Annotated in this window: 11 protein-coding genes and 1 tRNA gene; 4 read left to right on the top strand and 8 right to left on the bottom strand. The window is 64.1% G+C overall.

Annotated elements, in window-relative coordinates:
• Window positions 1-16 precede the first annotated feature (16 nt).
• Window positions 17-2,956, bottom strand: coding sequence for a TonB-dependent receptor domain-containing protein (locus tag E5222_RS03205; protein WP_136692264.1), 2,940 nt, complete (start codon window positions 2,954-2,956; stop codon window positions 17-19).
• Between the two features lie 120 nt (window positions 2,957-3,076).
• Here E5222_RS03205 and E5222_RS03200 point away from each other — a divergent pair, with 120 nt between their 5' ends.
• Complete coding sequence (locus E5222_RS03200) at window positions 3,077-4,036, top strand: LysR family transcriptional regulator (protein ID WP_136692263.1); 960 nt, start codon at window positions 3,077-3,079, stop codon at window positions 4,034-4,036.
• Between the two features lie 13 nt (window positions 4,037-4,049).
• On the opposite strand, the gene E5222_RS03195 is transcribed toward E5222_RS03200, so the two are convergent.
• Window positions 4,050-4,140 (bottom strand) — tRNA-Ser (locus tag E5222_RS03195).
• A 169-nt stretch (window positions 4,141-4,309) separates the two neighbouring features.
• Between E5222_RS03195 and hspQ the strand changes: the two genes are divergently transcribed.
• Complete coding sequence (gene hspQ / locus E5222_RS03190; RefSeq protein ID WP_136692262.1) at window positions 4,310-4,690, top strand: heat shock protein HspQ; 381 nt, start codon at window positions 4,310-4,312, stop codon at window positions 4,688-4,690.
• Between the two features lie 60 nt (window positions 4,691-4,750).
• Window positions 4,751-5,353 (top strand): hypothetical protein, encoded by a 603-nt coding sequence (locus tag E5222_RS03185; protein WP_136692261.1) that lies wholly within the window; start codon window positions 4,751-4,753, stop codon window positions 5,351-5,353.
• On the opposite strand, the gene E5222_RS03180 is transcribed toward E5222_RS03185, so the two are convergent.
• Window positions 5,343-6,224 (bottom strand): ABC transporter permease, encoded by an 882-nt coding sequence (locus tag E5222_RS03180; protein WP_136692260.1) that lies wholly within the window; start codon window positions 6,222-6,224, stop codon window positions 5,343-5,345. The two genes, E5222_RS03185 and E5222_RS03180, sit on opposite strands and share 11 nt — an antisense overlap.
• A 79-nt stretch (window positions 6,225-6,303) precedes the next feature.
• On the opposite strand from E5222_RS03180, the gene E5222_RS03175 reads away from it, so the two are divergent.
• Window positions 6,304-6,993, top strand: a complete 690-nt coding sequence (locus E5222_RS03175; RefSeq protein ID WP_136692259.1) for a GcrA family cell cycle regulator — start codon at window positions 6,304-6,306, stop codon at window positions 6,991-6,993.
• A 337-nt stretch (window positions 6,994-7,330) separates the two neighbouring features.
• Here the strand turns inward: E5222_RS03175 and E5222_RS03170 are convergent, their stop codons facing one another.
• From E5222_RS03170 to E5222_RS03150, 5 genes are all read right to left on the bottom strand, one after another.
• The gene (locus tag E5222_RS03170) at window positions 7,331-8,035 is read right to left on the bottom strand and encodes a helix-turn-helix transcriptional regulator (protein WP_169053458.1); all 705 of its coding nucleotides are present in this window, start codon (window positions 8,033-8,035) and stop codon (window positions 7,331-7,333) included.
• Between the two features lie 207 nt (window positions 8,036-8,242).
• Window positions 8,243-9,601: an MFS transporter gene (locus E5222_RS03165; RefSeq protein WP_136692257.1), complete on the bottom strand. Its 1,359-nt coding sequence runs from the start codon at window positions 9,599-9,601 to the stop codon at window positions 8,243-8,245.
• A gap of 77 nt (window positions 9,602-9,678) precedes the next feature.
• Window positions 9,679-10,266, bottom strand: a complete 588-nt coding sequence (locus E5222_RS03160) for a histidine phosphatase family protein (protein WP_169053457.1) — start codon at window positions 10,264-10,266, stop codon at window positions 9,679-9,681.
• Between the two features lie 19 nt (window positions 10,267-10,285).
• Complete coding sequence (locus E5222_RS03155) at window positions 10,286-11,233, bottom strand: SDR family oxidoreductase (protein ID WP_136692255.1); 948 nt, start codon at window positions 11,231-11,233, stop codon at window positions 10,286-10,288.
• Between the two features lie 27 nt (window positions 11,234-11,260).
• A complete protein-coding gene (locus E5222_RS03150) occupies window positions 11,261-11,725 on the bottom strand; it encodes a GlcG/HbpS family heme-binding protein (protein ID WP_136692254.1) in 465 nt (154 codons plus the stop codon).
• Between the last annotated feature and the right edge of the window lie 45 nt (window positions 11,726-11,770).

Genomic DNA, 11,770 nt, shown 5'->3' with positions numbered 1-11,770 from the left:
CCAGTGAGGAGGAACCCTAGAACCGTGCGCGCAGACCGCCCTTGAACATCCTGCCAACCGGGTTGAACAGGACATTGTTGCCGGCCCCGTTTGCACCAGGGAAGTTCGGGGGATCCTGATTGAAGACGTTGTCGACGCCCGCGTAGAATTCCAGCCGCTCGGCGAAATCGACCTGCAGCCGGTATGTCGCCATCAGGTCGACATAAGTGCGCGAGGGAACGGAATTGGTGTTCGCGCTGTTCGGATTGGCCAGCGAGAAACCCTCGTCGCCCGGCTCGATGAAGGACGGGAAGAAGAACCCGCTATTGATCCACCGGACATGGGCGTTGAAGGTGAAGCTCTGGCCAATGTCCAGGCTGGCGGTCGCATCGATCGTCCAGTCCGGAATACCGGCCGGCGTGCCGCCACGCAGGCCAGTCTGGCCCGCACGATCGGTGCTGCCGACCGAATCCACCGTGATCAGGTCGTTGACGTAGTTCGCCAGCAACACCAGCGAGAGCGCATTGTCGCTGCCCAGCGGCTGCGCATAGTTGAGCTGGAAATCCACGCCGCGCGCGATCAGGCGATTCACGTTCTGGACCGTATCGTTGATATTGGTCACGTTGTTGTCGCTGTCACGGGTGATCAGCGTACAGCTCAGCGCATCGCCGTCCTCGCAACGCTGGACGATGTTCTGCTGGCCCAGCACGCCGATCGCATCGGCAATATCGATATCGTAATAATCGATCGATGCGCGGAAGCGGCTGAGGAAGCCCGATTGCGGCTGGATCACCACGCCCGCGGTAAAGGTATCGGCCTTTTCCGGAAGCAGGTTGGGGTTCGAGCCGCTGGTGATGGGCACGATCACCTGCACGCCGCCATTGCCGACATCGGTCAGGATGCCGGTGCGCGTGGTCTGCGGGCCGAACAGCTCGGGGATGTTGGGCGCGCGGATGTCACGCGAACGCGTCACGCGGAAGCGCACCTCGTCGACCGGCGCCCAGACCGCGCCGACCTTCCAGGTGGTCGCATTGACGGTGGAGCTGGGCGTGAAATCGCTCGAGCGGCTGTAATGCGTCTGGCGGATCGCCGCGCTGAGGCCCAGCTCGCTGGCAAAGGCCACGTCGGCCAGCAGCGGAACGTCGATTTCGCCGTAACCCTCGGTCACCTCGATCTTGCCGGAGATGATCGAGCCATTGCCCGCATTGAAGAAGCCGCCCGCCTGCGAGATCGCATCGGTATCGCCGGTCAGGGAGTCGCTGCGATATTCCGCACCGAAGGCAACGCCGAGCGGTCCGGCCGGAAGCTCGACCAGAGAGCCGGTGACGTTTGCCGCCACCACGTGCTGCTTGGTGATGCTGGTCTGGAAGCCGTCCGCCGTGACATAGTCGGCAGCAGCCGCGAAAAGCGGGCCATTGGCATAGCCGAACGGGTTCAGCGGCACACAGGCCGGATCGTCATTGGACGGATCGGCATCGGCATTGACGCGGCAGACCGGCTCACCGCCGACACTGGTGGCATCCAGCGCCTTCACGATATTGGCGGTGATCGTGTTGTTGCGCAGGTCGCTGCGGAAGCTGTTGCGGCCGAACTGGTAGTAGACGTCCGCCGTCCAGTCGCTGCTCAGATCGTATTCGGCGCCCGCCACGATGCGGAACACGCGGTTGCGCGCATCGATCTGCACCGGCCCGACATCGTCGAAGCCCTTGCCCAGCGTGAAGCTGGTGTCGCCACTGTCGGCAAGGATGGTCGGAATATCGAGCGTCGGATCGTCCGAGCGCGGAATGAACGGGTTATCGTCCTGGATGGTGATCGCGATGCTGCGATAAGCAGTACTGCGATGCTTGCCGTCGCTGCCGCCCACGGTCACGCCCAGCTCGAACGACAGGTCCTCGGTAGCATCCATCGTGAGCAGGCCCATGGCGCTGTAACGCTCGGTGGGGGAGACGATGGGGAAGTCGAAATAGACATTCTCTTCCGCCGGCGTCGCGGTTTCGCCGCCGATCATCCAGATGCGGTTGGCATAGGAGCCGAGCTCATAACGGCGCGGCGTGCCGTCATCGTTGAAGGTGATGCCGTCGATCGGCCGCAGCACCGGCAGGTCCACGCCGGTATAGGCGCTGGCCGGCGGCGTAGTGATGCCGTGGAAGTCGGTGGTCCATACCGATCCGTTGGCGACCACATTGCTTGACGGGATGGTCGGCTCCTGCCCCGGCGCCAGCGGGTTGCGGCCGACAATGGTCATGCCGCCAACGCACCAGTCGCGGTCGCGGCAGGCATCCACGCCTTCGGCCTTTTCCCATTCCCCGCCGATCACGAGGTGCACATCGGGGCCAAGGTCCCAGCCACCGGCGGCGCCGACCTGCCGCGTGAAATTGTCATCCTCGTTCGAAATGCCCAGCTGGCCATTGACCTTATAGCCGGTGAAGCCGCGATCCATGATGAGGTTGACCACGCCCGAAACAGCGTCCGAACCATAGACGGCGGAGGCGCCGCCGGTGACTACTTCGGCGCGCGAGAGCAGAATCGAAGGGACCATGTTGGTGTCCACCGTCCCCTGCGTGGTCGAAGGCACGAAACGCTTGCCGTCCACCAGCGTCAGCGTGCGCAGCGAGCCAAGGCCGCGCAGGTCGAGGATGCGACCGCCGACATTCAGGCCGGGTCCCGGGCTGAGGCCAGCCGTCGCTGCGGATTCGCTGGCGCGGAAGGAGGGCAGCTCGTTCAGCGCATCGCCGAGGTTGGTCGCGCCGCGCTGGTCCAGCCGGGCGGTATCGAGCATGGTGACGGGCGTGGGCTGGTCGAAGCTGGAACGAATGCGCGAACCGGTGATGACGATCGTGTCGTCCTCATCCTCTTGCGCAGCTGATGATTGCGCAGCCTCTCCAGCTGCCTGTGCCTGTGCGGCACTCGCGCCGGCAAGGCTCGTCGCGATAGCGAAGACACAGCTCGTCGCTGCGTACATCACGCCCTTCTTCATGTTCTCTCCCCTTTTCTTATCCACCTCGATGGGTGCTTGTTATTGCGGTGGAAATTATGGGAGCTTGAGTAGGTCGACAATACACCTTAATGCGATATCAGCATTCTCGAAACGCGAATAATGGACACACTCGCCAACATCCGCACCTTCCTTGCCGCAGCGCGCCTGGGCAGCTTTGCCGCAGCGGCGCGATCGCAGGGTATCGCTCCTTCGGTGGTCTCCAAGCGGATCAGCCAGCTGGAGGACGAGTTCAAGGTCACGCTGTTCCATCGCTCGACCCGCGAAATCGCCCTGACGGTGGATGGCAACCGCATGCTTCCCCATTGCGAAAAGCTGCTGTTCCAGTTCGACGAGCTGCGCGATGTGCGGCCGGACCGGAAGGTGGGCGGGCACCTGCGCATCGATGCGCCGGGTACGGTGACCAGCCGCATCTTCGGCCCGCTATTCAGCGAATTCCTGGCGATCCATCCGGACGTAGACATGGACCTGCGCCTGATCGACCGGCTGACCGACCAGTTCGACCAGGATTGCGATATCACCATCGGCACGCGGCCTTCGCGTTCCGCGCAGATCAACGATTTCCCGCTGATGCCCTACAGCAATGCCACCTATGCCAGCCCGGAATACATCGCCGCGCATGGCGAACCGAAACATCCGGACGAGCTGGCCAAGCACACCTGCCTGGTATCTTTGCTCTACGGCAATACCTGGCATTTCTACGGCGATGCGGGCGACTTCGCGATCACCGTCCAGCCGCGCCTGCAGGTGAATGACGCGATCATCCTGCGAGAGGCGGTGCGGCAAGGCCTTGGCCTCGCCGTCCTGCCGTCGATCCTGGTGGAGGAGGATTTGCGCACCGGCAGGCTGAAAAGGCTGCTGCCCGATTTCCGCCCGCCACCGCTATGGCTGAAGGCGCTGGTGCCCAGCCACAAGCTGCTCAAGCCCAATGTCCGCACATTGCTGGACTTCCTGCATGAGAGGCTGTCCCCCAATGACAGTGGGTCGGACCGGCAATGGCTCACCAGGGTGGCGCTCGACGAAGACCTCGCGTTCTCGCCCTCTGTAAGGGAACGGACCTAGGTCACAGGATGAATGGCGGAGAGGGAGGGATTCGAACCCTCGGAACCCCATAAGGGCTCAACGGTTTTCGAGACCGCCCCGTTCGACCACTCCGGCACCTCTCCGCATAGTCGGGCGCAATCAGGCGGCAGGCCGCCCGGTCGATCAGGAGCAGCGCGGTTAGCCGATGGATTGCCGCTTGCCAAGACCTTGTTCGCGCCCTTTTTCATAAGGTCGGGGAAATGTGCCCTCCCCCGTCTTGTTATGCAGGGGCGAAGGCATATATTCGCGCCCATGGAACGGTCGGAATTCTTCCTTCCCCAGGCTGGACGTATGATCCAGGCCCCTCGCAATAGCTCGGCGCGGTTTTCGATTGGCGACGTGGTCACACACCGCCTGTTCGATTTTCGTGGCGTGGTGTTCGATATCGATCCCGTCTTCGCCAATAGCGAGGAATGGTACGAAGCCATCCCCGAAAACATGCGCCCGCGGCGGGACCAGCCTTTCTACCACCTCTTGGCGGAGAATGAGGAATCCTCCTACGTCGCCTATGTCAGCCAGCAGAACCTGCGGCATGACGAGGATGGCGGCCCGGTGGACCATCCGGGGATCGACCAGATCTTCGATCGCTTCTCCGACGGCCGCTATCGCCTGCGCCGCAGCCTGAGGCACTGATCCAGCGCCTCCCCTTCCCCGCTAAGGGAAATTCAACGTCGGTCTGGGATAATCCGCGCCATGGAAGCGCGTGAAACCCTCGGCGATCCGCTCGACCTGGCCCTGCGGCGCGAGCTGCAGCCGGGTGAGCGCGTGCTGTGGCAGGGAAAGCCCCTGCCGCGAGTGGCGCTGGGCGGCTTCGCGCTGTGGCTTTTCGCCGTGCCCTGGACTGCCTTCTCGGTATTCTGGACTGCCATGGCCTATGCCGGTGCAAGCAGCGACATGGCGGATGATGCGGGCCTGCTCGCCTATGCTTTCCCGCTGTTTGGCGTGCCCTTCATCCTGATCGGCCTGGGCATGATGTCCGTGCCGTTCCTGCCCCTGATCTTCGCGCGGCGCATGCTGTTTGCCGTGACCGACCGCCGCCTGCTGCAATTGCGGCTGGGGCGTAGCTCGCTGATAACCAAGTCGGTCGATGCGGATCGCATCGGCAGCATGGAGCGCCGCGAAGGGCGCGACGGCGCGGGCACGCTTAAGGTCGAAATCGGCTCCAGCATCGACAGCGACGGAGATCGCCGCACCGAACATTTCAACATCGGCGAAGTGCCGCAGGTCATGCAGGTAGAGGACCGGGTGCGCGAAATGCTCGAGCTTGCCGACCGCAGGCGCGCGCTCAGCTCTTGATCTTCCAGCCGCTCTTGAGGACGCGGTAGGTAATGAAGCCCAGCACGAGGTTGAGTACGCCCACCCCGATCGCGGCGCCCAGCACCGCCTCATTCGTATTGCCGATATCGCTCTCGCCCAGGAAACCGAAGCGGAAGCCCGAAATCATGTAGAAGAAGGGGTTCGCGCGGCTGATCGTCTGGAACAAGGGCGAAAGGTTGGAGATAACGTAGAACGTGCCCGACAGCAGGCTGAGCGGGGCGACCACGAAATTGGTGATCGCGGCATTGTGATCGAACTTCTCCGCCCACAGGCTGGCGAGCAGGCCGACGATCGCCAGCATGGTCGCCCCCATCAGGCCGAACCAGACGATCGCCCAGGGATGCGCGGCCTGTAGCTCCACGCCGGGATAGAGAGCCATGGCCAGCGAAACCGCCCCGCCCACCATCAATGCGCGGGTAATCGCGGCCATCACGATGCCGATCATCAGTTCGGCCTCAGACAAGGGAGGCATCAGCAGGTCGATGATCGTGCCCTGCAGCTTGCCCGACAGCAGGCTGAAGCTGGCATTGGCAAAGGCGTTCTGCATCATGCCCATCATGATGAGGCCCGGCGCGACGAAGGTCGCGAAAGGCACGCCCAGGATCAGCCGGTCCGACCGGCCCATCGCAACGGTAAAGATCACCAGGAACAGCAGCGTGGTGACGGCCGGGGCCCAGACAGTCTGCGTCTGCACCTTGAGAAAGCGCCGACACTCCTTAATATAGAGGCTCCACAGGCCGATCCGGTTGAAACCGGTGATCTGCGGCTGGCCCTGCGGCGGGAATTCCCGCCCGGTGGCACGCTGCGGAGCAGGGCTTGCCAGGGATTGTGTTGGGACTTGATCGGCCATGTGCTGCCGCCTATCGGCACCGGCACGGGCTGGCAAGATGCCAGGCGGGCATTTCGCCCAAGATGAAACGGATTTGTTGATGAGCTGGACTGAAGAACGCATCGCCACGCTGACCAAGATGTGGGAAGGCGGCTCCACCGCCAGCCAGATCGCGGATGAACTGGGCGGTGTCTCGCGCAATGCCGTGATTGGCAAGGCGCACCGCCTGGGCCTGAAATCGCGTCCCTCGCCGGTGAAGGCTGGCGAGAAGAAGGCTGCGGCCAAGAAGAAGGTGGCAGCTCCGGCGAAGAAGCCTGCTGCGGCCAAGCCCAAGGCAAAACCTGCCGCGCCGAAGGCTGATACAAAGCCCGTCGCGGCCAAGCCCGCGGGTTCGGCTGCGGCCAAGCCCGTGCCGCAGAACAGCCAGCCGATCCCGAACAAGCCCGACGCGCTTCCCAAGATCCACTCGGTGGGTCCGGGCGGCTTCGTGCGGCAGGGCCCCGGCGACCAGCAGGCTCCGATCCCGCCCGCGCCGCCGCGCCGCCTTGTGCCGGCCAAGCCGAGCCCCGATATTGCCGACAAGACCAGCCTGCTCGATCTTAACGATCGCGTCTGCCGCTGGCCGATGGGCCACCCGGGCGAACCGGACTTCCACTTCTGCGGTGAGAAGGTGAACCCCGGCTTCCCCTATTGCGTGCAACATTGCGGGCGCGCCTACCAGGCACAGCTGCCGCGCGGTGCGCGCAGACCCCCTCCGCCGCTGCCGTTCGGCGGGCCGCGGGTGCGCTAAGCAACCTGAGACATCATCGATTTTCGAGAGAAAAGCCGCGTTTGGCGGCCCGCGCGCGAGGTAATTAAAACGCGCGGGCACGCCTCGGCGCCGAATCTGTGATTCAGATCCAGAAGGTTACGTGCGACCCCATGCCACGAGAGGAAGGGGGGAGGAGATGGGGCACGAGGCCGCACGATCTGAGAAACCCTAAGGCGCCCCGGCTTGGGGTCCGGGACGCCGAGACCAGGAAACTCTTTCGACGCGACCCGAAGAGCCGTCGCTGGCCTCGGGCGCGCTTATATGCGGCTAGCTCAAGTTTCGCATGTAACGTGATTGCCCGACACTGACATGAATGTCAGCCTAACGGATCGCCCTGCATATCGCTCCGGCCGATCGTCTCCCGAACGAAGCGTTCATAATCGCCGGTAACCATAAGGCCTAGCGATACCGCCTTGATCGAGGCGGTGGTGCGATCGGTCACGTCGAGCTTGGCGAAGATCCGGCGGACATAGACATCCACCGAAGAGGGCGAGATGCCGAGGATGTCGGCGATTACCGAATTGCTCTTTCCCCGGCCGATCCAGTGCAGCACTTCCAGCTCGCGATTGGATAGCGCAGGCAGCTGGCGCGCGTTCTTGATGATGCGGCAATAGACCTGAAAGGAGGCCTGACCCACCGCATAGACGCGCTGCATGATCTTGAGCTCGGGAGGATCACCCTTCGGCGGCAGCACCGCACCCAGGAAGCCGCTGCGACCGTCGGGGCCGAAACAGGCAACACCGATCCCACGGCCGAGCCCGTATTGCGCGGCAATGGCAAGGTAGCGGCGCTGCTTCAGGTCGAGCTTCGCCTTGGGCAGCTCATCCGGCCAGTAGACCGGCTCCAACCGCTCCAGCGCAATACCGGGAATGGGATCGATCAGGTGCAGGCGGGCGCGATACTGCTTCTCCCACACCCAGGGCAGGCCGATATTGGTGATAATGCGGCCCACGCGCGGATCGCGGGTGAGCGGCGCGAGGTGGTAGGCCTTGGCAATGCCCAGCACAGCCAACGCGTCCATCGTGGCCTGCCTGAGGGGCACCACTTCCGTGCACGCCCCAAGCGCCTCTCGGCGGTGGGCAAATTCTTCGTCATCGAACGGCATGCCCCTACCCCAAGCAAGGAACTGCTATGTCGAACCGCCGCGAATGTGCCTTGTGGTCTGTCATCCTCAGGCGGCCCTGGGGGAAACTGCCACCAATCGCAACAATGCGCAACGGCCACGCGATCATACTGATCTTGCAGGGGGAACATGCCTGTCGACGATGAAGGCCGCAGCAAGGATTATTGCCGCGCTTGCCGTGAGTACGACGAAGAAGGGCACCACGCTTGTCCCGCCCACATCGAGCAGCCATCCACCGAAAGCCGTCGCGCTCACCGCGCCCACGCGGCTCATCAATATGCCGAGGCCGATGCCGGTGGAACGGATGCTGGAGGGATAGCCTGCCGCCATGATCACATACATGCCGGCAATGCCTGCGCTGAAGAAGGCGCCCGAGGCACCGATCAGCGCGGTCACCAGCGTCTTGTCCGAAGCCGAAGGCACTTCCGGCAGGCTCTCCACCGCCCAGGCCAGCCATACCAGCACGGCCATCAGCACTGTGCCAATAACCACCAGCACGGGCCGCGAGCCGAAGTGGCGCATCGCCGCACCCACGATGATCGAGCCGATCATGGAAGTGATCCCGCCGATCGACACCGCATTGCCCGCCTCGCCCAGCGTGAAGCCGGCGGCGGTCAGGAAAGTGGTCGACCAGCTGAGGATCGAATAGGCAACCATCGCCGCCGCGGCAAAGGCCAGGCCGATCCCGATATTGAGGCGCTTGTAGGAAGGATCGAGGATACCCTTGGTCTGAAACTCCCCACCCCCATGCTCATGGCCATCAGCCACCAGTGCAACATCGCCATCGAGCACATGCGCCGCATGCTTCTTGGCCTGTTCCGCCTTGCCCTGCCCCAGCAGGAAGGCCGGGCTGTCCTTCAGCACCACCAGCACGATGACGACCAGCGAGAGCGTGGCGAAGCCGAAGAAGGTAAAGGTCCCGTCCCACCCACGGGCGGCGGCAAGGTCCGGCCCGATCCAGCCGACAATCGTGCCGCCGATGGGCGTGCCGACCGACAAGGTGGAAACGGTGATCGGGCGCCATTTGTCTGACGTCCATTCGCTCGCCATGGTCAGCGCATTGGCATAGGCCGCGCCGAAGCCGAGCCCGCCAATAAGGCGCCAGAAAGCCATCGACCACACGCCCGTCGAGGTGCCTGCCCCGATGGTCGCCAGCGAGAACACCAGCGCGGCGAGCGCCAGCGCATAGCGCCGCCCCACCCTGTCACCGATCACGCCGCCTGCCGCGGAGCCCAGGCCGAAGCCCACCAGCGCCGCCCCCATGGCCAGGCCGAAGGTGCTGCGATCGACGCCGAAGTCCTCCATCACCAGCGGTGCGATGATGCCGAGCAGTTGCAGGTCGATGCCGTCGCACACCAGCACCAGCATGCAGGTGGCGACAATCAGCCACTGGAACGGCTTCATCGATGTCCGATTGAGCGCTTCGACGAACGAGATTCCGCCCGCAGGCGATTGAGTTGCCATGTTTGATCCCTTCTCCCGAAACGGATCATCACTGCATTTGCGCGAAAAGGCCAGCCCTCTTGCGAAGGGGACACCCCCTAGCGGACCGGGATCTCCTCCACCCAGCCCATGTCGAGCCGATGGAACACGTCCTGCCGCGCGGAGTGGTAGCGCAGCATCCCGTCGCGCTCCTCACCCGCATAGAGCGCGCGCAGGATCGATCCGGAAACGCCGTGGCCGACCACGATCAGATCGCGCTTTCCGGCCCAGCACAGCCAGCCCCACAAGCGCTCCACCGCCACGTCCAGCCCCTCGCCATCGGTGCAGTAGTTGGCCCAGGCGGAAAGGAAGCACGGCTCGTCCTCGACCAGCGGATCGCGCGCGCAGATGGAGGCGAAGTGATGCTTCTCCCACGATCCGCAGCCCACTTCCTGCAGCCGCGCGTCGGGGATCACGGGCCGGTCGATGCCCGCCGCATCGCGCATCAGCCGGGCGGAGGTCATCGCCCGTTCCTGCGGGCTGGCGATGATCTCGAACTCGTGCCCGTCTTCCAGCAGCTGGCGCAAAGTGCGGCCCATCGCCTCCGCCTGTTCGCGGCCCAGGCTGGTCAGCGGACTGTCCATCCGGCCCTGGATGCGGTGTTCGAGATTATACTCGGTCTGGCCGTGGCGCAGCAGGTAGATCATCGTGGCCGCGCCCCTTCGCTTACTGGCCGCCCGCGGGGGACTTGGAGCCAAGGTCGAGCGACATGTCCGCGCCATCTTCCGTCGGGACCGGACGATTGCCCGGCGCCATCAGATTGCGCACCTGCTCTGCCCGCATGCTTTCGAACTTGATGCGCCCCGGCGTCGCTTCCTCATCGGGGAAGGCCTCCTCGATCTCGCGGTGGCGCTGCTTCACCTCGTCGAGGAATTCGCGATTGGTGAAGATGTAGAAGCGGTTTGCCTTGATCGCATCGACCACGAAGCGGCCCGTATCCTCCGGGTCGATCGCCCCGCGCATCGCGTCCCACAAATCCTTGAGGAATTGCGGCGCATTCTCCTCGTCGATGGAGGGATCGTCCTCCGGCAGCGGCACCAGCGCAGTGCGCGTGGCACCGGGGAACAGGCAGGACACGCCGATACCCTTGGGCGCGAGCTGCATGCGCAGGCTCTCCGAATAGCCGCGCACGGCATATTTGGCGGTGGAATAGGCGGCAAGCCCCGGCAGCGGCACCACGCCTGCCATGGAGCTGGTGTTGACGATATGCCCGCCTTCGCCCTGCGCGCGGATGATCGGGGCGACGATCTTGGTCCCGTTGACCACGCCGCCGAGGTTGACGGAAATCGCCTTGTCCCAGCTGTCGAAATCGGGCGCAGCCGCTGTGCCGCCCCCATTCACGCCGGCATTGTTGCACAGCACGTGGATCTTGCCGAAATGGGCGAGAGTCTCATCGACGGCGGCCTTCAGGTTCTCGCGATCGGCGACATTGGCCTTCACGAAGAAGGCGGCATTATTGCCGGCCAGTTCGGCCTTCGCCTTGGCGATATGATCATCGCTCCAGTCCGCGAGCGATACCTTCATGCCTTCCGCCAGGAACGCCTTCGCCATGCCCAGGCCGATGCCGCTGGCACCGCCGGTGATGAAGGCAACCTTGCCGACCAGATCTTCCATTACGCGTCGTTCCCTCTCGTTGAATTCTCAGTCTGCGGCTGGTCGCAGGCCCGCAGCCGCAATCCCCGCTTCGCCGCAGGCAGTATCGTCCGCGCTGTCCGCTCCCGACACGCCGACGCCTCCCAGCGCCACACCATCGCCGGTGAAGAAGGGCACACCGCCTTCCCAGGTGGCGACGCCGGGGGCGCCCTGCCCCCAATTGGCGGTTTCCTTGGAGGCAACATGCACGGTAGCGGCGGAGCGGCCCTTCCACATGGCGAAATCGGTCACGGCGGTGGCGGTGCCGTCCATGAAGGCGAAGGTGATCAGCCGCCCCGCCTCATCATAGACCGCGACGGCAATCGTCAGCTCCCGCTCTTCCGCCCAGGCGATGCAAGTGTCGCGGATGGTTGCGGCAGTATCGTAATCGAGCATGGGGCGCGGCGTCTGCGCCTGCAGCGGCATAGCGAGTGTGAGGCCCGCTACGGCTAGTGATGCAAACCTTGCCAGCATCTCACCTTCCCCTGTCTTCCCACCCGCATCTCTGGCAGATTGCCG

This window comes from Alteraurantiacibacter aquimixticola (assembly GCF_004965515.1).
In the GTDB taxonomy this organism is placed as follows: domain Bacteria; phylum Pseudomonadota; class Alphaproteobacteria; order Sphingomonadales; family Sphingomonadaceae; genus Alteraurantiacibacter; species Alteraurantiacibacter aquimixticola.
This window is presented reverse-complemented; position numbering and strand designations above follow the sequence as displayed.

What these genes read in the sequence shown, in the direction of transcription:
- E5222_RS03205 (WP_136692264.1), bottom strand. Translation starts at nt 2,956, where the DNA reads ATGAAGAAGGGCGTGATGTACGCAGCGACGAGCTGTGTCTTCGCTATC.
- E5222_RS03200 (WP_136692263.1), top strand. Translation starts at nt 3,077, where the DNA reads ATGGACACACTCGCCAACATCCGCACCTTCCTTGCCGCAGCGCGCCTG.
- hspQ (WP_136692262.1), top strand. Translation starts at nt 4,310, where the DNA reads ATGGAACGGTCGGAATTCTTCCTTCCCCAGGCTGGACGTATGATCCAG.
- E5222_RS03185 (WP_136692261.1), top strand. Translation starts at nt 4,751, where the DNA reads ATGGAAGCGCGTGAAACCCTCGGCGATCCGCTCGACCTGGCCCTGCGG.
- E5222_RS03180 (WP_136692260.1), bottom strand. Translation starts at nt 6,224, where the DNA reads ATGGCCGATCAAGTCCCAACACAATCCCTGGCAAGCCCTGCTCCGCAG.
- E5222_RS03175 (WP_136692259.1), top strand. Translation starts at nt 6,304, where the DNA reads ATGAGCTGGACTGAAGAACGCATCGCCACGCTGACCAAGATGTGGGAA.
- E5222_RS03170 (WP_169053458.1), bottom strand. Translation starts at nt 8,035, where the DNA reads ATGGACGCGTTGGCTGTGCTGGGCATTGCCAAGGCCTACCACCTCGCG.
- E5222_RS03165 (WP_136692257.1), bottom strand. Translation starts at nt 9,601, where the DNA reads ATGGCAACTCAATCGCCTGCGGGCGGAATCTCGTTCGTCGAAGCGCTC.
- E5222_RS03160 (WP_169053457.1), bottom strand. Translation starts at nt 10,266, where the DNA reads ATGATCTACCTGCTGCGCCACGGCCAGACCGAGTATAATCTCGAACAC.
- E5222_RS03155 (WP_136692255.1), bottom strand. Translation starts at nt 11,233, where the DNA reads ATGGAAGATCTGGTCGGCAAGGTTGCCTTCATCACCGGCGGTGCCAGC.
- E5222_RS03150 (WP_136692254.1), bottom strand. Translation starts at nt 11,725, where the DNA reads ATGCTGGCAAGGTTTGCATCACTAGCCGTAGCGGGCCTCACACTCGCT.